This window comes from Curtobacterium sp. PhB190 (genome assembly GCF_004365385.1).
GTDB lineage: Bacteria > Actinomycetota > Actinomycetes > Actinomycetales > Microbacteriaceae > Curtobacterium.
Genome location: NZ_SODN01000009.1, coordinates 94,678 through 120,187, shown reverse-complemented (window position 1 = coordinate 120,187; position 25,510 = coordinate 94,678). Strand labels below are relative to the sequence as shown.

Sequence of the window (25,510 nt, the reverse complement as noted above, 5' to 3'; positions counted from 1 at the left end):
CTAGAACGATGGTGACAAGCGACGACGACGAGTGGCTGCGTTCCCGGCCGGTGTCGCGGGAGCTGCAGCGTGCGTCTGCTCGTGCGCGGCCACCGCACATCCGGGTGCACGACGCGGAGCAGTTCCGCCGGGACGTGCTGCAGCACATCGACGCCCTCGCGCGCCTCGACGTGACCGCGGCCGAACGCGCCGAGACCGCCGCATGGCGGCACCGCATCGAGGCGGCACCCTCCCACCGGGTGTGGGTCGAGTACCAGCACCCCTCCGCCGACGACCAGGAAGCACCGCGGTGAGTGCCGGACGGAAGCGAGTCCGCGTGCAGGGGTTCGAGATCCCAGCAGGGGAGATCATCGGACTGATCCGCTGGTTCCCCCTCGAGGGGGAGTGGCAGCACGAACTCGTCACCGGCGCCCTCCACGGCCTCACCGCCGACGGCCGAATCGAGCTGATCAACGGCGACGAGCTCCGCGCCTACGACGCCGACGTGTGGGCCGTGTGCTCGGCCGTCCCGGAACCGCTCCACGGTCTCGCGTCCTGATGTCAGCGCAGCCCACGTTCACGTTCGCACGGCAAGCCGAGACACGGGAGCCTCAGCCGTTGGTTCCGGACGTGTTCGCGGCGCCGGCGGATCTCGACGAGTTGGCAGCACCGCCCGCGGATCGCGGTTCGGGTGAGACCCCGATGGGGGAGTTCACCGCGCGGGAGTGGGCGATCTTCCGGCAGGGGCAACGGTGGGGGTATGAGTCACGGCAGGCGGAGGTGGACGCGGCGTGGAACGCGTTCAACGCTGCGGACTTCGACGCCGACCGGTACTACCGGGCCGCGTACGACCACGACAACCATGACTGCGCCATCCATGCGAACAAGGGCCGCTACCAGGGTGCGTCGATGCGGCTACTGCACTGGGTGGATCCCGACGACGCTGAACCGTCCGATTCTGCGGGGCGCGCATGAGTGGTGATCGTGGTGGTGTGTCCGCGGCCGAGGTGGACCGGCGGGTGCAGTTCGCGGACGCGGCGCTCGGCGCTGCAGGCCATCAGGTCACGGACCCGGTACTCCGCGAGTACGTCCGTCGCGTCGCCGCCGAGACGATGACAGTCGACGCCGCACTCGCAGCCGGGCTCGCGCACCTTGACGCCGAACAGGACCGGGGCGGGGCCGACACGTGACCAGGTCGACGTCGGCCGCTCCGGAACGGTTCTGGTCGCACGTGGTCAAAGGGCCGGGAGCGGCGGACTGTTGGATCTGGACGGGCGCGATCGGTGACGACGGGTACGGCCGCTTCTGGGTCCCGCAACCCGACGGTGGCCAGCGGGCGATGCGGCCGCAGCGGTGGCTGTACGAGCATCTGACCGGTGTCGCGCTTCTGCCGGAGGTGTTGCTGCTGCACGCGTGTGACGTGCCGTTGTGTGTGCACGTCGACGTTGACGCGGAGTGGTCGCACCTGGCGACGGGAACGCATCGGGGGAACATGCTCGAGCGGGTGCAGCGCGGACGGCACCGCAACGGGTCGACCGCGATCCGCACGGCGGGCATCGCGCGTGCGGAGCGGGTGCGGTTGTCGCGTGCGCTCCGGGCGGCGTTCCGCGAGCACGGCTGGGATCCCGCCGCGATCGCCGCGCACAAGACCGGGATCGAGTCGGACACACCGACTCTCTGGTGAACGCAGCCCAGCCGCGTGCGTTACCCGACGCGTGGGGTGGCCGCGTGTGTGGGGCAGAGATCGGTGTAGCTGCTGGAGGTGTCCGCGGTCGACCATCCGTGTTCGCGTGCGAACGATCGTGCTTCGGCGCGACTGCTGGTGTCGTCGGCCGTCGCGATCGGAATGATGACGCGATCGCAGCCGAACGCGTCGCAGCTCACGATCATTGCTGAGCGGGCAGCCACCGTGCGCCCCCCCTACCTGAGCGGCCCGGCGAAACCGCACGCGGCGAGAGTCATGATCACGCGGCCGGGTCTTCGCCGCGATCGACGTCGCACTCGTCCGCTCGTGCGCTGTCATCGACCGCCGGCAATTCGTCCGGCCGCTCAGCAGTGGACGTGGCCGTGCCCCGCTTGGGGCGCTTCACCTCGCGCACGGGCAGGCCCAGGCGTTCGGCGACCTCGTCGCGGGTGACCTTGGTGTCGAGCATCTGCCCGACGATGTCGGCTGCGTCCGCGCGGGACGCTTCGACCTGCTGCTCGGTCTCGGCACGGATCGCGGCGATGCGCTCTTCCGCGGCCGCCTCGATGCCCGCGACTGCGTCGACGGCAACGAAGTATTCGACCGCGAGTTCTTCAAGCTGCTCCTGCCGGCGGCGGAACTCCGCGGCGCGCTGCGCTGCCTGTTCCCGCGCCGCCTTACGGGCAGCGGTCTGCTTCGCTGACTTCCGGTTCTCGGCCATGTCGATCTCTCCCAATCATCCGCCCGGCCGCCCTGTCACGACCTAACGGCCACTACACCGACCGTGAGCGGCCGGAAGCGGACCGGCGGTCGCCGGGCCGTGTTCATCCGAGCCAGAACCGGACTGCGGTTCTGGCTCGGATGCTGCCCTCGACGCACTCCCAACCAGCTGCAACGACAGTCTTCGGTCCTCAGCCGTCGAAGCATCTGGTTTCATGGTCTCAACCAGCATCCGCGCTCACTCTAGCTCGCGTGCAAGTTCCCCTCATCCTTCGGTCCACTAGCTGTCACACCATAGGCATTATGAATGAGTGGGGTACCCTTGCCGCATGTTCGCCGCCGCATACCGTCCCGCTCTGGGGGGCTGCTGATGACGATGAGCTTGCACGTTCTGTCCACGGGTGACGGCTACACGTACTACACGTCGGAGGTCGCGACCGGCGACGTGCGGCGTGCGCAGGGCCGGGAGATCGGCGACTACTACACCGTCGAGGGGAACCCTCCGGGGCAGTGGGTCGGTGGCGGGATCGGTCTGCTCGGCATGGCCGGTGAGGTCTCCGAGGCGCAGATGAAGGCCCTCTTCGGTGAAGGTCTGCACCCGGACGCGGAGGCGATGGTCGCGAGCGCTATGGAGGCGGGGAAGAGCTACGAGGACGCGGAGAAGGACGCCCGGCTGGGCCGGGCGCCGCACCGCATGTCGGCGTCGTCGACGAAGCTTGCGGCCGCGATCAAGGAGGCCGAGGACCGGTTCGAGCGCACCCGGCACCGGGAGCCCGACGCGTCGGAACGCGCGCAGTTGCGCACCGCTGTCGGTGCGCAGGCGTTCCGCGAGGCGAACGGCCGACCGCCTGCAGACGGCGAAGAACTCGGGAAGTTCATCACCGCCGCGACCCGCTCCGACCGGAACACCGTCTCGGGGATCGACTTGACGTTCTCGCCGCCGAAGTCGGTGTCGATCGCGTGGGCTGCCGCGATCGCGCAGGACGACCACGCCACCGCACGGCTCATCGAGCAGGCCCAGGAGCGCGCGATCGCTGACTCGATCGCGTGGCTTGAGGAGAACGCGATCGCCACCCGCGCCGGCGTGAACGGCGTCCGCCAGCTCGACGTCGAGGGTGGGCTGATCGCGACGAAGTTCCGCCACCATGACTCCCGCTCCGGGGACCCGCAGCTCCACGACCACGTCGTCGTCGCGAACCGTGTCCTCGGCTCCGACGGGAAGTGGCGGACCCTGGATTCGAAGCTGCTGCACCGGCAGGCGATGGCCGCCGCGGCGATCCACAACCGTGCCGTCATGGACTACGTCTGCGAACTGACCGGCGCCACCACCCGCGCCCGTGTCCTCCGCGCCGGTGACCCCCCGGTAGTGGAGCTCGCGGGCGTCAGCGACGACCTGATCGCCGAATCGTCCACTAGATCGCGTGACTCCCGGAAGGTCGCCGCGGACCTCGAGCGGGACTACCGACGCGACCACGGCCGTTCACCTGACCGTGCCACGAGGCGCAAGATCGCCCAGCAGGCGGTGCTCGCGACGCGGCCGAAGAAGGAGCACAGCCGCCCCGTCGCCGAGGTCGCGAAGACCTGGTTCACCGCCGCCCGGAAGAGCACCCGACGTCAGGACCTCGAGGTCGGTGCGCTCCTCGGCCGCGGTCTCGGCTCTGACCAGGAGACCCCGTTCGACCCGGAGGACGCCGCACGGGCGATCCTCGCGAGGGTGTCCGAGGATCGGTCCATGTGGGGCGTCAACAACGTGCAGATCGCCGCCGAGCAGTGGGTGAACGAACACCGCGGCATGCCGGGCCTGGACGGCAAGACCGGTGCCGCGGTCATCACGAAGACCGTCATCGACGGCCACTCCATCCGCCTGACCCCGCCGCCGGCGCACGGCGCGTTCCAGCCCGTCGCGATGCGCGACGGATCCTCCCCATACGCCTCCAAGGGTGCCGTGGTGTTCTCCTCGCAGGCCGTGTTCGACGCGGAAGCGATCATCCTCGACGCCGCAAAAGATCGCACCATCGGCCCCGTTCGCGCGGAGACGTTCGCCGCCGCACGGGCGGAACACGGAGCGCACCTCGACGACGGGCAGGCCGCTCTCGCCGCGGCGTTCGCATGCGACCCCCTGCGGGTCTTGGTCGGTGTCGGGCCCGCCGGCACCGGCAAGACGACCGCGCTGAAGGTCGCCGCGCGTGCGATCGAAGCCGAAGGCGGCCGCATGATCGGTCTGACCCCGTCCGCCGCGGCGGCCGCGGTCATGTCCGACGCCGTCGGCATCCGCGCCGTCACGCTCGACAAGTTCCTCGTCGGCACCACCCTCGAGCAGCTGCTCGAGGCGAAGTCCATCACGGGCGACATCGACCTGCTTCGTGGGGACGTGATCGTGGTCGACGAAGCCGGCATGGCCGGCACAGTGAACCTCGCCAAAGTCGTCCGCATCGCCGAGCTCACCGGCGCGCACGTGCGGTTCATCGGCGACGACAAGCAGCTCGACGCCGTCGCCTCCGGCGGCATGCTCCGCCTCCTCGAGCACGAAGTCGGCGCCACATACCTCGACGAGCTCCACCGGTTCAGCAACCCCGACGAAGCCGCCGCCACCCTGCTCCTGCGCGACCCGACGGTTAAGGACCCGTGGGCGTGGCATCTCGCCAACGACCGCGTCGTCGGCGGGGACGCGGACCGGATGGCCGACCACGTCTTTGGCGGCTGGCAGCAGGACATCGACCAGGGGCTCGACGCCCTCATGGCCGCCCCGACCCGTGTGCAGATCGCCGAGCTCAACGCCCGCGCCCAGGCGTACCGGTTCACTACCGGCGAGGTGTCCGGCCGCCGTGGGGCGAATCTGATGGACGGATTCCAAGCCCACGCCGGCGACCGGATCGTGACGCGGAAGAACGACTACAAGCAGCGCACCCTCCGGGGACGGGAGTTCGTCAAGAACGGCGACCGCTGGACCGTGAAGCACGTGAACCAGGACGGATCCCTTGACGTCGTCCACGCCGGCCACGGCGGAAAGCTCCGCCTCCCCGCCGACTACGTCAAAGACCACACCCAGCTCGGCTACGCACGCACCACCCACGGCGAGCAGGGCAACACCGGCGACACCATGTGGCAAATCGTCGACGCATCCACCACCCGGAACGCCGCGTACGTCGGCGGGACCCGCGGCCGCCACAGCAACACCTTCGCCGTCATCACCGAACCCGGCCAGGACATGCGCGACGTCCTGACGAAGATCGCCGGGAACGTCGACCCGAACCTCACCGCACGCGAACAGCTGCGGATCACCCACCGCGACGCGGATCGCATCGTGACCCTCGCCGACCAGTACGCCGACCTCACCCAGCAGGCCGACCGGATCCGCTTCACCGCAGCCGCGGAACAAGCGCTCGGCCCCGACGTCACTAACACCCTCGGTGGCGAGGACACCTGGGGTGTCACCGTCACCGCAATGCGCCGCGCGGAGCGGGCCGGGCTCGACCCAGCCGACGTGCTCTACCGGGCATGGACAGAACGTCCCGTCGACGACGTCGACAACGTCCCAGCCGCACTCGGCTCCCGCATCACTGCCCTCACGAAGCAGTGGAAACAGGAACACCCACAGCCCGCCGTCGAACGGGCCGTCCCGACGTGGATCGCCGACACGGCACCCATCCGGTCGCCCCACCTCCCGCAGGCATGGCGGGACGAGCTCCAGGAACGCCACGACCACCTCCGCGCCCGTCTCATGGAGCGCGGTGAAGCGATGGCCGCTGAGCAGCCCGCTTGGGCAGCGCAGCTCGGCTCCGTGCCCGCCGAGCCCGATCGGCGAGCGGCGTGGGTGCGGCTCGCCGCGGAAGTCGACACCTTCCGCGACCGCCACAACGTCCCCCTCGCGGAGACCCAGGCCATCCCCGTCGGTCGACGCGATGAGGGCGTCGGGAAGGACCTGCAGGAACGTGTTGTCGCGTCGCACAAGTCACAGAGCCTTCGTGAGCAGGCAGCGGACCGGAAGGACCGCCTTGCTGCGATCCGTGGCCGCAACGCCGACGACGCTCGGCGACGCCGCGAGGCGTGGGAACAGGCTCACGGCCGGCAGGTGCCGACCGTTCGGCCGGACGACAGCACGACGAGCCGCGACCTCCCGAAGCCGCCGAGCCGCGACAATGAACGAGAACGCTAACGCGGACCGGGCAGTTGGGTTGGCGGGTGGTGCCAGAATGCTCGCGTGGGGGTGTTGTGGTCTGTCCTGGTGGGTGTGGGTCGGCACGTGCTGAGCTGGTGGCGCAGAGCCTTTCCGAGAACCCCTGAGCATGTCCACTCGGATCTGCGGGCGTTCGAGCAGCGCCTCACGGCGTATCGGGCCGCAAGCGACTCCGCGCGAGCTGAAGCCCGCGCGGTCCTCCGAAACAGAGCGGTCGCGGCTGGGAGCGCCCTTCCCGGCACAGTCCTCGGCGCGGGGCTCACCGCGATCGTTGCTCTCACCGGCTTGATCGGCACCTACACGATCTTCCTCATGCAGTCCGGCGTCTCCGCCGCGCGTGACGCGCAGGTCCGATCCGACGCTCTCAACGACGTAGGCAAACTTGATGACGCCAAGACAACCCTCAGCGCAGCGCTCACCGGCATGGACAGCCTGCTGCACAGCGGCGGCGAACTCCTCATCACCATCGGTGCGATCGTCCTCGGTGCGATTTTCCTTGCCTGGGTGATCGCCCGCGATCGAGCCGCGCTCCATGCCATCGCGAGCGCTTGGCTCGAGGCGTATCTCGAAGTGGAAAACCCTGCACCGGCTCCCCTGCAGCGTTCGCGCTGGCTACGCCGATAATCGCCGTTATGTCAGATATATATGTGGACAGCGCCTGGGTCTCTCCTACGTTGCCCCAGGGCTGGTACCAGCCGTAGCCGGATATCGATGCTCCCGGGTCAGGACTTCGCGCATCGGATGGTGGGAAACCGCCACCAGGTCATGCGGCCACCACCGTCGAGGGTTGCTCGAAGTCGCCCCTACTGTGAAGGCGTGCAGAAAGTGATCGCCCTCTGGAAGTCCGCGGTGGACCTCCTCTTCGACGCGTTGCTCGGGCTGATCTGGGTCGTCCTGTTGGTGACACTGTTCGTCACCGCTGTCGGGACGATCCCGGCAGGCGGGGTCGGTGTGCTCCTGCTGGTAATCGCCAGTGCGGTCGCGCGCGGTGCCGCGCAGTCGGAGCGGCTCCGCGCCGTCGCGCTCCTCGATCTGGCGATCACCCCGCCCACCCGGAAGACCACCCGGGTCACCGGTCTGCGCCGACCGTTCGCGCAGGCGTTCGTTGACATGGCGGATCCAGTGACGTGGCGGGCGCTGACCCATCACCTCGTGTCCGCGGTCCTCGGGTGCGGCTTCCTCGGCATCCTGGCCGCAGTGCCGTTCTTCGTAGCTATCGTTCGCACCGCGAACCTGCCGGGCTTGCCAAGCGGCACCGCAACCTGGGTGGTCGCCGGTGTCGTGGTTCTCGCCCTGGCGCCGCTGTACGTGTTAGGCGCTGGCATGCTCGACCGGTTACTCACCGTCGCGCTCCTCGGCGCGAGCCGAACCGTGGCACTGCAGGAACGGATCGATACCCTCGCTTCCGCTCGACAGGGCGCCGTCGATGCCGCCTCGACCGAACGGCAGCGGATAGAGCGCGATCTGCACGACGGTGTGCAGCCCCGACTTGTCGCGCTGGCGATGACGCTCGGTATGGCTCGGTCACGTTTCGACAGCGACCCCGCGGCCACGCGGGAGCTCCTCGACCAGGCGCACCGCGATGCGAAGGAATCAATCACGGAGCTGCGGCAGCTCGCACGGGGCATTCATCCTGCGATCCTCACTGACCGGGGGCTTGATGCTGCCCTCTCGGCGGTGGCGGCACGAAACGTCATCCCTACCACCGTCGACGTCGCGCTCATCGGCCGGCCACGGCCCGAGATTGAGGCGGTGCTGTACTTCGCGGTAGCCGAGGCGCTCACGAACGTGGCCAAGCACTCCGGTGCGTCGCAGTGCACGGTGACCGTCGCTCAGGTGCGAGACGGCGTCCGGACCGTGGTGTGGGACGACGGACACGGCGGCGCCGGCTCCGAGGGCCACCCTGGTGGCGGGCTGAGCGGCATGCGCGACCGCGTCCGCGCCGCTGGCGGCACCCTGTCCACCGACAGCCCCGTCGGTGGGCCAACCCTCGTGACCGTGGAGGTCCCGTGCGCATTGTGATCGCCGAGGACGCTGTCCTCCTCCGTGCAGGCCTTGTCAGACTCCTCACCGATGCCGGACACGAGGTCGCCGCCGCAATTGACACGGCACCCGCGCTGCTCGACGCCGTCAACGTCACCTCCCCGGACCTTGCGATCGTCGACGTCCGAATGCCTCCCACCTTCACCGACGAGGGGGTGCGCGCGGCGGTCCTCATCCGCGCGCAGCACCCGGGCGTCGCCGTCCTCGTGCTTTCGCAGTACGTCGAGGAGCGCTACGCGGCGGACCTCATCACGAGCAACACCGCGGGACTCGGCTACCTACTCAAGGACCGTGTCGTCGAGGTCGACGAGTTCCTCGGCCACGTCGCAAGAGTCGGCGCCGGCGGAACCGTGTTCGACCCTGAAGTCATCGCACAGATCCTCGCCAGGTCGCGCCGTTCAGACGGCATGGAGACCCTATCTCCGCGGGAACTGCAGGTCTTGCAGCTCATGGCCGAGGGCCGCTCAAACAGCGCTGTCGGCAACGAGCTGCACATCGCCGAGAGCTCGGTCGAGAAGCACGTTTCCGCCGTATTCACCAAGCTCGGCGTCCCCACCGAGGGATCCAGCAATCGGCGTGTCCTTGCAGTGCTCCGCTACCTCTCCGAAGCCACCGGCGCCGGCCGCTGACCTCCACACACATCCGCCTTCACCCCACAGATCGAGGACCCCATGACCACCTCCTCCGCGCCCTCCCCGGCCCCGCGACGCCCGCGCACCCTTCGCATATTCCTGCTCATAGTGGGATCGGTACTCATCGCGTCGCTGCTGGCGCTCATCGCCGTACAGCTACTCGCGTCGTCCGACCAGCAGGGCCAATCCCAGACCAGCTCGATCAAGGGCGACTTTGACCGGGTGACACTGCAGACGGCAGCGACAGACGTTGTCGTGGAGCACGCCGATATCGACCAACCGCAGCTAGTGTTCGTGCCTGGAGACACCAAGCTGCGCGAAACACACGAAGTCACGGATGGTGAGCTGACCGTTGCTATCGACGGACCCGCATGGAGCTTCTCCGAGCTATCCGTCGTCCGACAAGGAGCCCACCTCACTCTGCGCCTCCCGACCGCCGACGCGAAGCCGTCGGTGACGGTTACCGCGACCGCGGCCGACGTTAATCTTCGCGGCAGCTACGCAGACGTGACGGTGACGAGCGCGGAGGGTGATGTCACCATCGTCGGAACCGTCAACACAGTGAAGATGCAGAGCACGCAAGGAGACGCCGCCCTGAATCTGTCTCGCGCACCGTCAGCGATATCGCTCGAAAGCACATCGGGAGATCAGGACGTGCGTCTGCCCACCGGCCGATACGCGATCACGACCGAAACGACCGCCGGCGATGTCACCAGCGACCTCGACAGCTACCCGGACGCAGCAAACCGGTATCGCTTCACCACAACCGTCGGCGACATCGAACTCCGCACCCGCTGACACACCGGTGTAGCACGCTCGGTGTGGGCGCATTTGAACCGGCCCGAGAATGCTGCCCGTGAAGGTTGTCAGATGACGGTGGCCTAACCCGCACGGCGGATCCACTGCTGCTCTTCGAGCCCAGTCCCTGGGTCGATTTGGCGGTGGCCGCTCTGCAAGAAACCGTGCCGGGCGTAGAACCGCTGCGCCCGCTGATTGAACGAGAACACGAGCAGGTGAGCGTCTTCCGCTCCGACTGCGGCATACAAGAGGTCGTCCGCGATGCCGGTCCCGTGCGAGCCCTGATCGACGTATATCGTGCACAACTCCAGCGCGGGAAGAGCGCTGCTCGCTGATAGCGCTCGAGCGGTACTCGCCACCCCAAGCAGTTCCCCACTCCCCGAGCGAGCCATGAACACATTCCGGGACGAGGATCTGATCCGATTCGCCCAACGCCGGATACGCGCTGCAACGGTCGTTGCGTCGAGCGACTCATTTGAGATCACACCTCGGTACGTCTGCTCCCAGCACGTTGTCTGGAACTGGCCAATCGCCTCCGCATCTCCGGAGGTTGCACGAACGATGTGCGTCATCGGCTCGCCCGATCGATGTGATTACGGCGTTCAGCAGGAACACAACCGCTTCCCTGGCCGGTTTTCACCGAACGACCGTGCCGGTCGTCTGTTGCGTCGCCGGACGGTGCATCGCGTATGGGTAGCCGCTTGCGAGGAGCCCCATACTTGCTTGATCGGTGAACCCGAAGCGCTTGTAGAGACGACGGCTTCCCGGCGTTGTCGCTTCCAGATAGGCAGCTGCGTGCTCTTCATCAATTGATCCGAGCCGGTGCTGAAGAAGGTTGGAACCGATCCCCTGTCCGGCGGAGCGTGGATCCACCGCGATGTCCGCCAGGTACCAGTGCGGCGTCTGAGGGCGGTTCTCGCTGTAGACACGGGAAGCGCGCGTCGTCGCTGGCAAGTTCCGCAAACCGATCGCGCGAACGTACGTCGGCAAGTAACGAAGCCGCCTAAACAGCGACGTCGTCGCCCCAGGCGCCTCCCACACTGCTACCCCGATGACGTGCCCGGCGGCGTCCTCAACGACATCGACGAGACCGTTCCTGAAGGCACCCGCGAGAAGGCTGGCCGTGTAGGACAACACCAGACGCTCCTCGCGCCGGCTCCGGCCCGGAATCAGCACACGCACAACTTCGTCAGACTGCAGCGCCCGTGCCAGCAGCCGAGCACACGTCGTCACCTCAGAGCTAACAGCTGTCCGAATCAACACCCGACGATTCTGTCAGCCGGCCAGACACCACACGGAGCGAAGATCACCCGTGACCGTCGAAACGCCTCTGACCAAGCCCGACTGTCGCCACCGTCGTCGACTAGGTGATCAGCATGAGGCAACGCCCGTCGTCGTCAGAGATGCGTGGCTACTGTTCTGGCGGTCTCGCGGGTGTGATCGCGTTGATCTGGCCGCGGTCCTCGTCGTAGAGGTGTCCGCGTTGCATGCTGCAGTCCCGGAAGGGCCCGGTGGCCGCGTCGAATAGCACGGCACGGTGCGGGTCCCAGTGCCGGATCCACCAGTCCGAGAGCGCGGCCATGTTCCCGTTCTCGTCCTCCTGCTCCGCCTCCGCGGCGATGTGTGCGGTCCACAGCGCCTGCAGCCGGTCGACGACCTCGGGATGTTTCCACCACTCCGGGCACCAGGTCGCCCGCTGCGCTGACCCGGTGACTTCCACCCGGGCGAATCGTTCCTGCACCCAGTCGTAGAACATCGACTGGAACGGGTTCCCGCCCTCCGCCGCCGATCCGGTGTCGACGTCGTCCGCCCCGTCCACGTCGACTGCCTCGATCTCAGACATTCAGGGCCTTCTTCCCGCCGTTGATGCGGCGGCGGAGCCGGAGGTTCCGAAACCACGGCTTCGTTCGAATCAGGATCGGGTCGACGCCGCTGGCGAAGACGACGGCCCGCCACTTCCGCAGCGATCCCAGCGCCCCGGCGGTGAGGATCGGACGCAACCGGGTGGCGCCGGTTGCGCTGTCGATGACCTCTTCGTACTCACCGATCAGCGCGGAGAGCTCCTGCAGCCGCGGCTGGTCGACCACGCCCCCGCCGAACACCCGCATTGGGGCGGCGGACCAGATCGCTTCCCACCCTTCCTTCCCGTACGCGGTGATCGCCTGTGCAGGGGACTGGAAGTACGCGTTCAGCACGATCCCGAGGGAGCCGTAGTACGAGTACACCTCCGGCAGTTCCGGCCACTTCACGACGTTCGCGCACTCGTCGAGCTCGACCACAAGGGGCACCCGCAGCCGCCCACCGTTGGCGTGGGCCTGCTCCTCGGCGGCCTTGCACACCGCCCGGACAAGCGCGGTCACGAACGCCGCCGCGGACCCGCCCTTCTTCGACAGCAGCACCAGCGTGTCCTTGCTCTGAGCGAGCGTGGCCGGGTCGAACTGCCGGATTCCCGTCGTGGGCACCGTCCACGCCATCATCGCTTCATTCGACAGGGCGCCGGCCATGCGCTGCGCGGTGGCGTACATGCCGGAACGGGTCTTCTCCGTCCACTCGGCGAACCCGTCGAGGGTCGCGGCAAGCCCGACAACGTCGTGCCTCCGGAGGATGTCGGCGACGGTGGTCACCTTCTCCCGGGTCAACCACCCGTACACGTCTCGCAGTTGCCGCTTCTCGAGCGCGGCGGCGAGGAAGCAGCCGGCGAGCATCTTCCGTCCTGACTCGTCGAACTGCGCGTCCCCGCCGCGGTCTGACGCCTTCCGTGTGGACGCCTCGAAGATCTCCGCGAGCTCGTATGCGTCGTCGTCGGTGCGGATGTCGGTGAGGAGGTTGAACGTGAAGTCGGGCGTCGACGAGCGGCGCACCACCTGGTTCGGGTCGAGGACGTAGGTCTCGCCGGCGCCGTGGCGGGCGGCGAGGATCTCGCGGATCCCGTCCGGCTTGTTCGAGGTCACCATGACCCCGCCGGGCGCGACCGCGCAGTGCGGGACGACCTCGGACGTGGTCTTGCCGCGCCGGGTGCCGTGCAGGTGCACGCCGGCGTCCTCCCACGACTGGAACACCTTGTGGCGGCCGCGGGTCGCAACCGCGCCGATCGGCAGACCCGGGCCGATGTCCGGTTCATCCTCGTGCAGGTCCTCCCGGGCCTGCTCAAGGCGCGTCTTCTCCAGCAGCGCCTTGTACTCGTACGGTGGTGCCATCCGGCGGACGGTCTGCCGCTCCTCGCGGCGGATCCGGCCGAGCCGTCCGACGGCGATCGCGGCCGCCACGACAGCGGCGGCGACGACGGCCAGGATCGGGATGGCCGCACCGGGCACGCGCGCGCCGTCGATGAACTGCCCGATCAGCTCCACGACGTTCCAGGAGTATTCCGTTCCCGTCGGGGTGAACACGGCGCCGATGTGGATGCTGAGGTACGCAGCGGCCACGACGACCGCGAACAGCGCCACCGTTTCCAGCGTTGACCGCACCTCGGTCATCGCTTCAGGCCCCGCTCCCCCAGCGTCGGGCTCATCGCTGCTGTTGCTGGGGTTGTGTCATGCGTGTGGTGGCTCATGCGACGTTCTCCGTCGATGCGCCGGCGTCCATCGTGCCGGGATCCGCGAGCAGCTCGGGAAGGTCCGCGGCGTCGGCGTCCTTGTTGTCGATCCACCACCGGGCCCGGTCCAGCGGCCGCGCCGTCACGAGGACTTGCTCCTCGAAGTCGGCGTCGGTGAGCTCCCCGCCCTCGACGAGCGCCTCGTACGCGCCGCGGATCAGCTCCGCGCGGATCCGCAGTGCCCACGGCACCTGCTTCTCTGTGCCGACGAGATCCAGCGGCAGGCCGTCGCGGTTGGCGTCCTCACGGATCTGCTTCGCTTCCTCCTTGTGGCGGGCGTTGCGGTCGGCGTCGGATTCGCCGGAGCCGTTCTGTTGCTTGAAGCAGCGGCCGCACACCAGGTGCTCACCGAACCACTTCGCGGACGCTGCCCGCTTCCCGGCAGGCTTGTCGGACAGGTCACGGTTCTCGATGTGCCCGCACGTGTATTCCACGGGCCAGATCGTCTTGACAGCCATGATGCGTTCTCCTTCGGTCAGCGGGCCCGCGTCGACGTCGACGCGCCCTGGTTGCGGTTGGTGACGAGCTGCTGGATGCGGGACATCGACAGTCCCGACGCCTCGGCGACGGCTTCGCGGCCGACAGCGATCGCGGCGGCCGCGATCGCGTCATCCCGTGCTTGCCGGGACGCCTGGTACGCGGCGACGGCGCGGCGCACCTGGTCGATCGGGTCCGTGTGCGGCTGGGTGGTCGTCATGAGCGGGACTTCCCCTTCGCAGCGGACAGGGTGAGCTGCTCCGTGGTGCTGCCGAGGTCGACGTGCTGGTGCGAGCACGGGTCGGAGAATTGCCGGAAGTTCGACAGCGGCGTGTTTGGCCGGCACTGCACCTGCCCGACTTGAGAGCCCTTCGGCATGATCGTGTTGAGCCAGGTGAGGAACTCGATGTCCTGCGGGCCCGAGCCGAGGAGCGGCTTCCCGCCGACGGCATTGAAGTCCACGGCCACGGCCGGGTTCTTGCAGTGCAACGACCCGGACGTGCAGTGCGTGCCGATCCCGACGCAGGGCCGGTTCATGTCGGAGATCTGTACGGACCCGTACCGGTTGAGGGCGGCGACGAGGATCTGCAGGATGCGAGTGTCGACCTGGCAGCCGGGCTTGGTGGTGCCGTCGACGATCGGGAGGATCTCCTGCTCCACCATCTGCGGGTGGTACGTGTCGGTGAAGGTGCCCTTCTTCCACGCCGCCGCCAGCACCGACGCGAGCTCCTTCTGATCCCCGGAGACGTCGCAGCCCGACGTCGTGGCCGTCCCGGTGAGCGCCCTCACGACGTCTTGGGCTTGGGAGAAGAACTCGGCGTAGTGGTACGGGTCGGCGTTGCCCTGCACGGCATGCGCGGCGAGAGTCGGCTCCATCGACTCCCACCCGTCGACCTGCAGCAGCTTCGTCAGGAACGCCTTCGCCGCGGTGGGGATGTCGAGGCGCTGGTCGCGGGTGCCGTAGGCGGCGTTCTGCTGCAACACCCCGATCGTGGTGTTGTCGACCGCGTCACCGTGATTCGGGTTCGACAGCGACGACTCCCCCATCGCGGTCATCACCACGATCGTGGTGGCCTGCTGGTTGACCTGCATCTGTTCCGCTGCGGCGATGAGCTGCGCGGCCACCGTCAGCTGGTCATGGCCCCACTGCCCGACCTTGTCCGGCACCTTCTTGGTCACCGTCCCGGTCGTCCCGGACGCGGTGCCGCATGCGGCTGCGGCCGCGGCGGGCGGGTTCGATGACGCGGCGACTGCGAAGTAGATCCCCCCGACGATCAGCAGGATCGGGGCGAGGATCAGCGCGATCGCCGCGAGGATCCCGCCCTTCACTGCCCACTCCTGGGCAGTTGCGCGGAGACCACCAGCCACCGGCCGTCCTGCTGCTGCAGGTTGACCGTGTACCGACCGGCGTCGGTCGGGACGGTGACGATCGCGGGCACCGGGTCGGACTCGCCGTCATCGTCCGCACTACCCGGCACGGGAGCGGCGGACACACCAGCAGTGACGACCGCCTTTCCTGTCACCCGGATTCCGGGCACCTGGGTCCGGTCGGTGCCGGCGTAGGCGGTCTTCGCCTGCTCGGTGAGGTAGCCGCTGAACGTCTTCTCCCACGCATCCGCCGGCGCCTGGTGATCCGTGAACGCGGTCACGAAGCCGGCGGCCGCCGACTCCGGCGTGTCCGACGGCGCCGACGGTGGTACGGGTGCCGTCGACGCTGTCGTGGTCGGTGTCACGGCGGCGCGTTCCGGTGCGGGCACCGACGTCTGCCGGGCGATGCCGAGAGCAAGCCCGGCGCCGAGGATGATCACGACGGCGCCGAACACGACGGTGAAGACCACCCATGCGGGAACGTCTCGGTCCTGCCGGGCGCTCATGCCGCCACCAGGCTCGGCAGCTGCGCGTTCTCGTCCTCGAGCATCCCCATCGCGTAGTTCGTCTCGGTGATCTTCTTCTCCAGGCTCGAGCGGATGTGCGCGACGCGGGTTTCGGCGTCGATGCCGACCTTCTTGAAGTGGTGTCCCTGCGGCAGCGTCATCAGGTAGTCCGACGCCCCCGTGCGCAGGCCCGCGATCGCGGCCGCCTGCTGCGCGTCGTCCTGCCGTGCCTGCCGGAACAGGTGCAGGGTGCCGGCTTCCTTGATGAACGAGATCGCCGGGTCATCGGTGGGGATGTCGGCGACGTGGTGAATGTTCACCACGTTCGACAGCCCCAGCGCGCGGGACAGCTTGGAGTTCGACCGGATCACGGCGCCCATGGGACCGCCGACAAGGAACCAGCCTTCGTCGACGCAGAAGTTCGTCTGCTGCTGCTCCGTGGAGGTGCGGATCGCGCCGATGGTCCACGCGTTGGCGAGCATCATCCCGATCGACCGGGCGGGCCCGTCCTCGGGCAGCTGGCTGAAATCGAAGAACGTCGCCTTGTCATCCAGCGCCACCGACGAGGACGTGTCCCCGTCGAACAGGCCGGGCATCTCTTCCGGGATCCGCTCGAGCAGGATCCGGGCGCCGTAGCCGGCGAGCTCCTGGTGATCTTTCACGAACGAACTGAGGCCGGCGTACTCGGGGACGTCCATGTTCCCGAGGTGCTCGAGCACGTCGAGGATGTTCGCCGACCGCCGCTTCTGCTCCGCCGAGCGGAGCGCGTGCAGGACCGCGACGCGGACGGCCTTCTTCTCGAACCGGTTCAGCTCGATGTTGTCGTTCAAGACCGCGGCGGCCTGCTGCACCATCTGCACCATGCCGGTCGGGCCGGGCACGAGCTGCGTCTGCAGCAGCCGCTTGTCGAGCAGGTTCAACGTCACACCCTCACGGGCGGCGGACGTGGACGTGTCAGCGATGATGAACCGGATCGGATCGACCCCGATCGCGGCAGCGACGGGGGTGTACTCGCCGAACCCGGAGTCACCAGTAAACGGCTTGATGTCGATGACCACCACCCGGCGGCCCTTCAACACCAACGGGCGGAGCACGTAGTCGCACTTCATCAGCGTCGACTTCCCCACCCCGACATCGCCGATCGTGCACACGTTCGCACTGGTGACCTTCCCGGCGCGGAACGCCGCGAACTGATCGTTCGTCGCCGGCGTCGACGACAGCGTCTCGATGCCCGACAGCAGCCCCTGGAACTCCATCGGCGACGCGATCGGTGCGGGGTTGAGGATCTCCACCTGCCGCGTCGTCGACGGCGCACCCTTCACCAGCGGGCCGTAGTAGCCGATCCGGGTCAGCAGCTTCCGCCGCTTCGGCTGATATCCGCCGTCCGCGGCCACGGGGAACCCGTGCGCGTCCTTCCCGGGGGCGAGTTCGTCGGTGACGTCGTCGACGACGACCGGCGCGGACCGGATGCTCCGCTTGACCCGCTGCTTCGCGGACAGCAGCCCTGCGCGCCGAGCACGACGAGTCGGCTCGTACGGCTCGTCCGTCTCGTTCGGGCTGTTCGTCGTCGCGCTCATCGAGTTGGTCCTGTCTGTTCGAGGGTGGTGGTGTTGAGCTGCCGGATGCGGCGCCGGAGCAGCCACGCAGCGAGGGCTGTCACGGCAATCAGCAGCACGCCGGCGACCGGACCGAGGGCGTTGCTGATAGCCAGCGCGGCGATGGCGACGACCGCGAGGCCGAACCCTTGGAGCACGCGGACCTGGTTGCCGGTGAAGAACCCAACTGCGAAGAGGGCCGTGCCGGTGAAGATCAGGACGACGGTCCCGGCGAGGAGGATCCAGCCAATGACAATCACAGCGACTCCGCCGCTTCCTGATCATCGGTGTGGCGCTGCAGCCGTCGCGTCGCCCGACGGGACCACCCGTACAGCACCGCCAACGGGAGCAGCACCAACACGCAGATCCCCGCCACCGGCCCCACCAGGGTCGCAGCCGGCATGCTGAGTGCGATTGCGGTGAGGAACGTGATCGCAGCGCCCATGGTCGGTCGCACCGCCGACAGCAGCGCTGTTCCCAACGCGAGGAAGAACACCGCGCCGAACACGGTGAAGAAGATCTGATCGAGGGTCACAGCGATTCCTTCGCTTCCTTGCCGGCGGCGAGCTTCTCCACGCGCGTCCCGATCGACGCGTTCGACGACGCGATGCCACGGCCGACGGGCCACGTGTACGCGGCGACGGTCTGCTGGTGCGGGTCGAGCCAGGTCAGCTTGCTGATCCCGGCGTTCGATGCTGCGGCGGTGATCTCCTCGACAGCGTCGGAGAGCTCCTGACGACTCCCCGCGGTGACGGTGATGTAGCCGACCCAGTTCGCGCCGGCGTACCCGGTGCCCGGGGTGAGGTCGGCGATGCGCCGTTTCGCGGCTTCCTGCTCGACAGTAAGGGTGGTGTCTTCGATGCCGCCGCCGCGGGCCCGCCGGTTCGCGTCCGCCATATCGGACACACGGTCCTTCTCTGCGAGGAACAGGGCGTGATCCTGCGGGGTCAGCTCGAGGTGGAAGCTGATCGTGCGGACGACCTGGTGTTCCATCTCGCCGAGCAGCGGCGCCATCCACAGCGACGTGCGGTGCGAGATCTTCACATCCTTCGCCGTCACCCGGCACGTCCGCGACAGCGACTGCGATAGCCGCCCCTCGGGGGCGCCGACGTAGGTCATGTAGGACCAGTCCTCTTGCGAGGGCAGCCACGCCCGGTCCGGGGTGATGTCTCCGGCCTGGTCCATCGGGAACCCGGGGTGCTGCAGGTGCCGCAGCACCGCGGCGGTCTGCCGCGCTGTCATGGCGTGCACGTTCCGGAACCGGGCCGCCGTGAACGCCGCCGTCACGGACCGGATTTCCCGGTCCATGACCGCCAGCCAGCCGTCGATGCCGTCGCCGGCGCGTTCGGCGCGGGCGACGAACCGGTCCGTGACGGGCCAGCAGACGACGAACATGGGCCGGTTCACCAGTTGCGCGGCGGAGATGTCGTCGACGACTTCCCGGTAGGACTCGTGGATCTCATCCGGGACCCTGTCGTCGCCGTGCTCGGCGAGCCACGCCTCGTGCGGGGCGGGGTCGGAGGGCAGGATCCGGGAGATCGTCTGCACCCGGTTCGGCAGCGTCAGTGCCGCACCGAACTGGGCGAGGACCTGCTCGTAGCCGGCGGCGGAGGCGTCGAAGACGGCGTCGGATTCGATGCCCTCGACCTGCCCGGTGGTGCTGAACACCACGGCGAGGTACTCCTGCCCGAACGACGGACGGTGCCACTGAATGCCGGGCATTCGGTTCCGCTCCCGCAGCCACAGCATCCCCTCGACCCCGTCAGGTGTGAGCCGCATCGCGTGCATCTGCCGCTCCGCCGCACGGCGGGCCCTCCGACCGCGTGCGGACGCCCACGCGTCGGTGAGTGCGTCCCACCCGTCCGTGTCGTATGGGACGAACGTCGTCAGACCACGCTGCACACGGTCGCGGTAGGAGCGTTTGTCGATGTTCCGCTGCAGGACGGTGTTGTTCTCGGTGTCGATCGTGACGAACCACGCCACCAACGGCAGCACCGCCAACGCGATCAGCCCCCACAGCTGCCAGAACGCGGCCGCGGCGAACCCGGCAACCAGTGCGACGGTCAGGGTCCAGAGCCGGGTCTTGGAGATCCGTCCGCCGAAGAGGCCACGGTGGGTGACGTCGCCGCCGATCAGTGAGGTCCGCATCAGCGCACCGCCCCTGCCTGCGGCACCCCACGGGGGTCGTCGACGCTGAACCGCCCCCACCCGACAACGAGCAGCGACACGAACACGGCCATGACGGAACCGGCGATCAGCTGAATGTCGAGGGTGGTCATCTGCTGCCCGGCTCGAGCAGCGGTCCACCCGAACACACCGGCGATGTACCCGACCGACAGCAGGAGCACCAGGTCGGTCACCTTCCGCCGCACTGCACGGAGCGCCGGTGTTTCGAGGAACACGGCAGTCCAGGTGGGGCCGGTGAACCGGCCGGTGCGCTGCCGCCACCCCTGCCCTTCACCCCACAGACCCCAGCCCTCGGACGCGACGACGGTGCCGGCGGTGACGGTGGATGGGTCCGGCAGGTTCGCCGGGTAACGCTTCGCGGTACGCATCAGGAGCACTCCTTCGATGGTCAGAGCGGGTTAGTCGTGGGAGCCGGCGTCGCCGGCCTGCTCAGCGGCCTGGTGGCCGGCACGCACCGCGGATGCGGCAGCTTTGAGGGCAGCGTTGGCGAGGACCGCGCCGACGGCGACGGGCGCCCCGACACCGGTTGCTGCGGTGCCGGCGGTCGCGGCCTTGCCCGCTGCGGTGGTGGCGCCCTTCTGCGCGGCCGCCTGCGCGGTCTTCCGTCCCCCGGACTGCGCTGCCTGATTCGCCGCACCACCAGCCCCAGCGCCGCTACCGCCGATGGCGTTGATCGTCGTAGAACCACCGCCCCCGCTGGCCTGTGCGGGCTGGGTGGACGGTGTCCACCCGCTGCCGCTGCCGTTCTGCGCAGCGTCGTTGGGGCTCTGCGGCCCCGCACCGCCACCGCCACCGCCACGACCCCCACCGTTGGTGGGGATCTGCGGGACGGAGTTCCCGTTCGGGCTGTTCAGCCCGCCGTCGCGGGACTGCCCGCCGCCGCCGACTGCGGCGGTTGCTGGGGAGGCGATCTTCATCAGCGCCATCGGGGCGAAGACCATCATGCAGATCAGTACCGCGGGCAGGGCGAGGTTGACGAACACGGCGAAGTCGCCGGCGTCACCGTTCACTGCCTTCATCTGCAGGCCGCCGACGGCGCGGAACACGATGCCGACGAGGAGGATCAGCAGGGCGTGGGCGAAGTTCAACGCGATCCACACCGTCGGGCCGATCTTTCCCAGGTGCCGGGTGCGGGCGTTGATCAGCCACACCAGGAACAGCGACATCAGCGCGCCGGTGAGGTACATCGTGGCGAGCTGGATCAGCAGCACGAACACCACCACGATCATCCCGAGCAGCAACCCGATGAGGGTGATCTGCGAGATCAGCGCGGTCCCCCACAACGCTTGCGCGTTGTCGGACGCGGCGGCGTCGCCGAGGCCGGTGAAGTAGTCCTTCGTCGACGACGACACCGACCACAACGCGATCGAGTCCTCGAGCTGGACGAACACCTTCCCGACCAGCTGGCCAACCAGCGGCCCGAACGCTGCGGAGATGACGAACCCGGGCAGCGCCACGAACAGGGTCTCGGCGAGCTCCTTGCCGGAGTTCTTGCCCTTCTGGGTCTGCACGAACGAGATCACCAGCAGCACCGCGGCGACGAGGAACGCCATCCCGAACGACACCCGGTACGACGAGATCCACCACTTCGCCGTGTAGTCCGGGTGGAGCGCGTCGATCATCGGCGGGACCAGCTTCGTGGCGACCACGTACACGCCCTGCTGCAGCAGCGACGTGATGTATCCGGCGGGGTCCTTGGTGAACTCGACCGCTTTCACCACGTCGGATGCTGCTTTCGCACCGTGGCCGACGATCCCGGCGACGATGCCCGTCAACCCGCCCGCGAGGTTCGCGCCGGCGTCCTGCCACCAGGCCATCAGCAGCCTCCAGTGAACGTGGTGCCGGTCTGGGTGGCGTTCTGCCGCCAGTCGCCATCACCGGACGCCCCCGACACGACCCAGCCGCCGTCCGTGGCGGTGAGGGTGAACTGCCCGCCCGTGTAGTTGGTCTGCCCGTTCCGCACGTCGGCCTTGCCGTCCGTGGTCGTCGCGGCGGCGATGTCGATCGTCACCGTGTGGGTGGTGAGGTCGACGACCTTGAACGCGCCCTTGGACAGGTCGGCGGTGTGCTGCTGCGCGTCCGCGTACGGGGTGCCCTCGGAGACTTGGTTCTGCAGCAGGTCGTGCGCTGCGCCGGTGGTGGCGATGTTCACGACCTGTTCGATCCCGGACCGCCACTCCGGGTCGGCCGCGGATGTGACCTGTAGGAACCCGCCGAGGAACTCCGCGGCGCCCTCGACGGTGAAGTCCTTCGTCCGTCGCAGCTGCAGCAGGTCCTTCCCGGTGATCTCGACCCCGGCGACGCAGCCCGACACAGTGCGCCGTTCTGAGGTGCCGAGGCTGTCCACCGTCGGCGCCGAACCCGGCGTCGCCGACGACGTCGTCGCCGGCGCAGAGGCGGACGCGGCGGGAGCGCTCGTCGGTCGGGGCAGCAATGCCACGACGATCAGCACCACCAGGGCGGCCGCAACAACTGCGGCGGCGAAGATCAGCGCAGCCTTTCGGACGCTGACCCGCTTCGGATGTCCGGTGTTCGTCTCGTGCTGATCGGGGGTGCTCATCAGGCGCCTCGCTGCGCGGCGGTCGTGATCGCGACGAACAGGGTCGGGGCGAGGATCACGCCCGCGATCGCCAGCCCGGTTCCGAACGCGACGTTCCGGGCGTGCTCGGCCTCGTTCGGCTTCTTCGCATCGAGCGCTTTCCGCAGACCGAGCAGGGCCTTGATGAAGAAGAACGCCAGGATGATCAGCGCGATCCCGAGCGCACCGCCAAGGGCCGGCACCCAGACAGCGTTGAAGCCGTCACCGAGCCAGTCGAAGTTCGGCGTGACACCGCAGAAAGGGTTCGTGTTGTTCCCCGAGCACGCTGCGACGACGCGCGTCGGCACCGGGGCGGTGGGGATGGGCAGAACAGACATGGATGGTCCTTTCGTGGGTTACGCCGACACCCGGCCGGAGCCGGAATCGGAGTCGTCGTCGGAGTCGTCATCGGTGGGGACGGGCGGGAGTGCGCGCAGCTGCTCGGGGAGGTCTTCCGCGGGCTCGGCGTACCCGGAGGCGCGTCGGCCGCGGTTGTAGAAGCGCTGCAGGTTGACGTTGTCGGTCAACTGGTGCTTGCAGAACGAGCAGTACGTGTAGGGCGGGGTCTGCTTGCCGCACTCCGAGCACGTCACCCAGTCCTCACGCGGATCCGACGCCACTGCCGGCACCACCGACGCCCGCGGTGCGGCCGCTGCCGACACCGGCGCCGGCGTAGGCGCCTCGTCAGCGTTCGGCGCGGACTCTGCCCCGTCGGGGTCCTCGTCATCCTGCGGCGACGTTGCCGCAGTGGGTGCTGCTTCGCTCGGCCGTGCAACGGCCGTGCTGGGGGCCTCGCCTCGCACGACGCGGACGATCTCCGCGGCCGCGAACGTGAACGCATCCTGCGTCTGCTGGGACACCTTCGCCCAGGTGATGTCCCGCCGCTCTGCGATGTGCGCATCGAACGGGATGTCGAACTGCCGTGCACCGCCGCGCTCCTCGAGGTAGCGAACGACGTCGTCCCGGTCGACGCTGTTCTCCGGCCGCCCATCCGTCATGCGGAGGATCACGGCGTTCCGAGCGAGCTCGGCAGCGTGCCCGCCAGTCGCGATCAGCCCGTCGAGCATCTCGATCGCTTTCAGGCCGGAGTCGCGGGCCATCATCACCGGCACGACCAGTACGTCCGCGACGTCGATCGCGCCGAGGAACGGCCCCGTCGTGACGACGTTGCCGGAGTCCATGAACCGGAACCGGTAGTACTCGTCAATCACCCGGGACACGTTCACGACGTCGTCCGCGGTCAACGCGGGACGGGACTCCCCCGGCCGGGAGCCGAACACGTCGACGAACGAGGACTGCTGCACGGCGTAGCCGGCGAGCTGCCCGGAGGATCGGATCGACGTGATGTCGCGCACCAGGTCGCCGAGGTCGAGCTGCGGAACACCCTCCGCACGCAGTGCAAGCGTGCCGGAGTCATCCGCGACCTCGAGCGCGCAGATCCCGTTGCCCTTCACCGCCGCGAATGCCGACGCCAGCCCCAGGGTCGCGGGCGTCTTCCCGGACGTGCCCTTCGGGTTCGCGATCAGCACCCCCACCGGGCGGGTAAACGCACTATGCAGGATCACCGCCCGCGCGCTCTCGAGCGCCGCGCGGCGCTCGCGTGCCTGCTGCTCCGCCGCACCTGGCGGCAGCTTGAAGCCGATCCGGTTCAGCCCGCCTCTCAACCCGGTCTTTGCGAGCCCGGCGGCGTCCCCTTCCACCTCCACGGAGCGGAACAGCGTGTGTGCCGGATCGGGGGCGTGATGCACGCTGGTCTGGTGCTGAGTCTCCAAGAGAGCCCTCCAACTTAATAAGTTGTGGGTCCCCCACCCCTGCGGAGGTCGCGAACTGCGGGGGCAGTGGACCCCCATTTAGGGGCAGAATGTGCCGCTAACAGTAAACTACTGTGCCGGCAGCGGCGCAAGCCGTTCGAGGCTTTCTCTGTGCCGCTAGCGGTACGTGCCGCTAGCGGCACACTACATACTTCCCTGGTGGGAGTCCCTATCCTGGGTGGATGCCGGATGTACCCCAAGGCGCCGCGGACGAGTTCTCGCAGGCGATTGCGCGAGCGATCGAGGACGCCAAAGCTGCCGCGGGACTGACCACCCGAGACCTCATCAAGCGCTCTGGTCTGTCGGCGAACTACTACTACCGCCGGGCCCGCGGTGAGCTGCCGTTCACGACGAACGACATGTCAGCCCTGGCAACCGCGTGCGGTGTGACCGTCGGCGACCTGTGGTCTCGCGCGCAGGACTCCCTCACGCCCAAGGTGAAGAGCCCGGAAGAGGTCGTGTCGGAGCGCGTGCACAAGCTGCTCGCAGTGGCGCAGGCTCAGTTCCCGAAGCTGGACGTCCAGGGCGCCCTGCTCGCTAGCGACGTCGCGCAGGAGTCCCACCTGACCCTCCAGCGTTGGCAGGCCGTGCTTGCCGGCGAACACTCGGATATCACCGCTGAACAGCTCGTCGCGATCGCAACGTTCTTCGGCGTTGATGAGTCCTACCTGACGCAGCTCGAGCTCTCCGGCACCATCGACGACATCGACGCGCGCCTAGACGTGCAGCAGGCGTTCGCGCAGACTGAAGCGAGGGGCGCGTCGTCACGTGGGGTCGCCGGCGCCAGCCCCGCATCCCTCCGCGCACTCGCGCGCGCGATCCGGGAGAGCAAGCGGGCAGAGGAGTAGATGTACGTGAGTCAGAGCGACCAGGTCGAAGTCGCCGTCGACGAGCAGCTGCAGGGGATCTTGGATCGCCTCGCACTCCCGGACGATGACCGCAGCTTTGACCGTTTGTTCGGCATCGTCGAGTCCCTGTACGGCAAGCGCCTCAACATCAGTTCGATCAGCAGCCCGGATCAGCACCACACCGGCTACTGGATTGACCATGACGACTACGGCGTGATCATGTACCGCAAGGCCGATACGGCCACGGTGCGGCTCCACACGCTCCTGCACGAGTTCATCCACGTCGTGGGACGCCACAGCGGCTGTTCCGCACGCCCGGAGGCGGCAGACGCGATCCGGAACGCCGGCGGCGGCAGCATCATCTCGATCCGAGGCCGGTCGGTCACCGACGGGCATCTCAGCGACGAGCTGCAACTTGAAGAGGCCGTCGCAGAGCAGGGCGCCTTCGCGCTCGCGAGGTGGCTCCGTGGCGCTGGTAGCGAGGCGGCGGCGGACATCTTCTGATGCCCGTC

The 25,510-nt window shown here is 68.4% G+C and carries 29 protein-coding genes; 12 read left to right on the top strand and 17 right to left on the bottom strand.

The window, feature by feature from the left end:
• The first annotated feature begins 8 nt into the window (after positions 1-8).
• From EDF47_RS15900 to EDF47_RS15880, 5 genes are all read left to right on the top strand, one after another.
• Positions 9-293, top strand: coding sequence for a hypothetical protein (locus tag EDF47_RS15900; RefSeq protein ID WP_131847304.1), 285 nt, complete (start codon positions 9-11; stop codon positions 291-293).
• On the top strand, positions 290-538 hold the full coding sequence (locus EDF47_RS15895; protein ID WP_131847302.1) for a hypothetical protein: 249 nt from the start codon (positions 290-292) through the stop codon (positions 536-538). Before EDF47_RS15900 ends, EDF47_RS15895 begins: the two co-directional genes overlap by 4 nt.
• A gap of 71 nt (positions 539-609) precedes the next feature.
• Positions 610-954, top strand: coding sequence for a hypothetical protein (locus tag EDF47_RS15890; RefSeq protein WP_131847300.1), 345 nt, complete (start codon positions 610-612; stop codon positions 952-954).
• Between the two features lie 17 nt (positions 955-971).
• Positions 972-1,169: a hypothetical protein gene (locus EDF47_RS15885; protein ID WP_243834068.1), complete on the top strand. Its 198-nt coding sequence runs from the start codon at positions 972-974 to the stop codon at positions 1,167-1,169.
• Entirely contained in the window at positions 1,166-1,663 is a 498-nt protein-coding gene (locus EDF47_RS15880; RefSeq protein ID WP_131847296.1) for a hypothetical protein, read from the top strand. The genes EDF47_RS15885 and EDF47_RS15880 overlap by 4 nt, the downstream gene beginning before the upstream one ends.
• Positions 1,664-1,943: 280 nt before the next feature.
• Here EDF47_RS15880 and EDF47_RS15875 read toward each other — a convergent pair whose 3' ends face one another.
• Entirely contained in the window at positions 1,944-2,384 is a 441-nt protein-coding gene (locus tag EDF47_RS15875) for a hypothetical protein (RefSeq protein WP_207896292.1), read from the bottom strand.
• A gap of 375 nt (positions 2,385-2,759) precedes the next feature.
• Here EDF47_RS15875 and mobF point away from each other — a divergent pair, with 375 nt between their 5' ends.
• From mobF to EDF47_RS15850, 5 genes are all read left to right on the top strand, one after another.
• On the top strand, positions 2,760-6,539 hold the full coding sequence (mobF, locus tag EDF47_RS15870) for a MobF family relaxase (protein WP_166673252.1): 3,780 nt from the start codon (positions 2,760-2,762) through the stop codon (positions 6,537-6,539).
• A 306-nt stretch (positions 6,540-6,845) separates the two neighbouring features.
• Positions 6,846-7,184 carry a hypothetical protein gene (locus EDF47_RS15865; protein WP_131847292.1) on the top strand — a complete coding sequence of 113 codons (339 nt, stop codon included), beginning with the start codon at positions 6,846-6,848 and terminating at the stop codon, positions 7,182-7,184.
• Positions 7,185-7,376: 192 nt separating this feature from the next.
• Positions 7,377-8,582 carry a sensor histidine kinase gene (locus EDF47_RS15860; protein WP_165901486.1) on the top strand — a complete coding sequence of 402 codons (1,206 nt, stop codon included), beginning with the start codon at positions 7,377-7,379 and terminating at the stop codon, positions 8,580-8,582.
• A complete protein-coding gene (locus tag EDF47_RS15855; protein ID WP_131847288.1) occupies positions 8,570-9,232 on the top strand; it encodes a response regulator transcription factor in 663 nt (220 codons plus the stop codon). The genes EDF47_RS15860 and EDF47_RS15855 overlap by 13 nt, the downstream gene beginning before the upstream one ends.
• Positions 9,233-9,274: 42 nt before the next feature.
• Positions 9,275-10,033 carry a DUF4097 family beta strand repeat-containing protein gene (locus tag EDF47_RS15850; protein WP_131847286.1) on the top strand — a complete coding sequence of 253 codons (759 nt, stop codon included), beginning with the start codon at positions 9,275-9,277 and terminating at the stop codon, positions 10,031-10,033.
• Positions 10,034-10,669: 636 nt separating this feature from the next.
• Here the strand turns inward: EDF47_RS15850 and EDF47_RS15840 are convergent.
• The 16 genes from EDF47_RS15840 to EDF47_RS15765 all read right to left on the bottom strand — a co-directional run bounded on the left by EDF47_RS15840 (position 10,670) and on the right by EDF47_RS15765 (position 24,045).
• Complete coding sequence (locus tag EDF47_RS15840; protein WP_165901485.1) at positions 10,670-11,170, bottom strand: GNAT family N-acetyltransferase; 501 nt, start codon at positions 11,168-11,170, stop codon at positions 10,670-10,672.
• Positions 11,171-11,444: 274 nt separating this feature from the next.
• Positions 11,445-11,876, bottom strand: a complete 432-nt coding sequence (locus tag EDF47_RS15835) for a DUF4913 domain-containing protein (RefSeq protein WP_131847280.1) — start codon at positions 11,874-11,876, stop codon at positions 11,445-11,447.
• On the bottom strand, positions 11,869-13,479 hold the full coding sequence (locus EDF47_RS15830) for a TraM recognition domain-containing protein (RefSeq protein ID WP_165901484.1): 1,611 nt from the start codon (positions 13,477-13,479) through the stop codon (positions 11,869-11,871). Before EDF47_RS15830 ends, EDF47_RS15835 begins: the two co-directional genes overlap by 8 nt.
• A 103-nt stretch (positions 13,480-13,582) precedes the next feature.
• Entirely contained in the window at positions 13,583-14,086 is a 504-nt protein-coding gene (locus EDF47_RS15825) for a hypothetical protein (protein ID WP_131847276.1), read from the bottom strand.
• Between the two features lie 17 nt (positions 14,087-14,103).
• Positions 14,104-14,325 carry a hypothetical protein gene (locus tag EDF47_RS15820; RefSeq protein WP_131847274.1) on the bottom strand — a complete coding sequence of 74 codons (222 nt, stop codon included), beginning with the start codon at positions 14,323-14,325 and terminating at the stop codon, positions 14,104-14,106.
• The gene (locus tag EDF47_RS15815) at positions 14,322-15,434 is read right to left on the bottom strand and encodes a hypothetical protein (protein WP_133938551.1); all 1,113 of its coding nucleotides are present in this window, start codon (positions 15,432-15,434) and stop codon (positions 14,322-14,324) included. Before EDF47_RS15815 ends, EDF47_RS15820 begins: the two co-directional genes overlap by 4 nt.
• On the bottom strand, positions 15,431-15,979 hold the full coding sequence (locus tag EDF47_RS15810; RefSeq protein WP_131847270.1) for a hypothetical protein: 549 nt from the start codon (positions 15,977-15,979) through the stop codon (positions 15,431-15,433). Before EDF47_RS15810 ends, EDF47_RS15815 begins: the two co-directional genes overlap by 4 nt.
• Positions 15,976-17,556: a hypothetical protein gene (locus EDF47_RS15805; protein WP_131847268.1), complete on the bottom strand. Its 1,581-nt coding sequence runs from the start codon at positions 17,554-17,556 to the stop codon at positions 15,976-15,978. Before EDF47_RS15805 ends, EDF47_RS15810 begins: the two co-directional genes overlap by 4 nt.
• Positions 17,553-17,834, bottom strand: a complete 282-nt coding sequence (locus EDF47_RS15800; protein WP_131847266.1) for a hypothetical protein — start codon at positions 17,832-17,834, stop codon at positions 17,553-17,555. Before EDF47_RS15800 ends, EDF47_RS15805 begins: the two co-directional genes overlap by 4 nt.
• Positions 17,831-18,109: a hypothetical protein gene (locus EDF47_RS15795; RefSeq protein WP_131847264.1), complete on the bottom strand. Its 279-nt coding sequence runs from the start codon at positions 18,107-18,109 to the stop codon at positions 17,831-17,833. Before EDF47_RS15795 ends, EDF47_RS15800 begins: the two co-directional genes overlap by 4 nt.
• Positions 18,106-19,722, bottom strand: a complete 1,617-nt coding sequence (locus EDF47_RS15790) for a hypothetical protein (RefSeq protein ID WP_131847262.1) — start codon at positions 19,720-19,722, stop codon at positions 18,106-18,108. The genes EDF47_RS15795 and EDF47_RS15790 overlap by 4 nt, the downstream gene beginning before the upstream one ends.
• The gene (locus EDF47_RS15785; RefSeq protein WP_131847260.1) at positions 19,722-20,129 is read right to left on the bottom strand and encodes a hypothetical protein; all 408 of its coding nucleotides are present in this window, start codon (positions 20,127-20,129) and stop codon (positions 19,722-19,724) included. Before EDF47_RS15785 ends, EDF47_RS15790 begins: the two co-directional genes overlap by 1 nt.
• A gap of 30 nt (positions 20,130-20,159) precedes the next feature.
• Positions 20,160-21,578, bottom strand: a complete 1,419-nt coding sequence (locus tag EDF47_RS15780) for a hypothetical protein (protein WP_133938553.1) — start codon at positions 21,576-21,578, stop codon at positions 20,160-20,162.
• Positions 21,578-22,321, bottom strand: a complete 744-nt coding sequence (locus tag EDF47_RS15775; protein WP_131847256.1) for a hypothetical protein — start codon at positions 22,319-22,321, stop codon at positions 21,578-21,580. Before EDF47_RS15775 ends, EDF47_RS15780 begins: the two co-directional genes overlap by 1 nt.
• Positions 22,321-22,677, bottom strand: a complete 357-nt coding sequence (locus EDF47_RS15770; RefSeq protein WP_131847254.1) for a hypothetical protein — start codon at positions 22,675-22,677, stop codon at positions 22,321-22,323. Before EDF47_RS15770 ends, EDF47_RS15775 begins: the two co-directional genes overlap by 1 nt.
• Before the next feature lie 18 nt (positions 22,678-22,695).
• Positions 22,696-24,045 carry a hypothetical protein gene (locus EDF47_RS15765; RefSeq protein ID WP_131847252.1) on the bottom strand — a complete coding sequence of 450 codons (1,350 nt, stop codon included), beginning with the start codon at positions 24,043-24,045 and terminating at the stop codon, positions 22,696-22,698.
• A gap of 287 nt (positions 24,046-24,332) precedes the next feature.
• Here EDF47_RS15765 and EDF47_RS15760 point away from each other — a divergent pair, with 287 nt between their 5' ends.
• Complete coding sequence (locus tag EDF47_RS15760; protein ID WP_131847250.1) at positions 24,333-24,998, top strand: helix-turn-helix transcriptional regulator; 666 nt, start codon at positions 24,333-24,335, stop codon at positions 24,996-24,998.
• Positions 24,999-25,004: 6 nt separating this feature from the next.
• The gene (locus EDF47_RS15755) at positions 25,005-25,502 is read left to right on the top strand and encodes a hypothetical protein (protein ID WP_131847248.1); all 498 of its coding nucleotides are present in this window, start codon (positions 25,005-25,007) and stop codon (positions 25,500-25,502) included.
• Positions 25,503-25,510 lie beyond the last annotated feature (8 nt).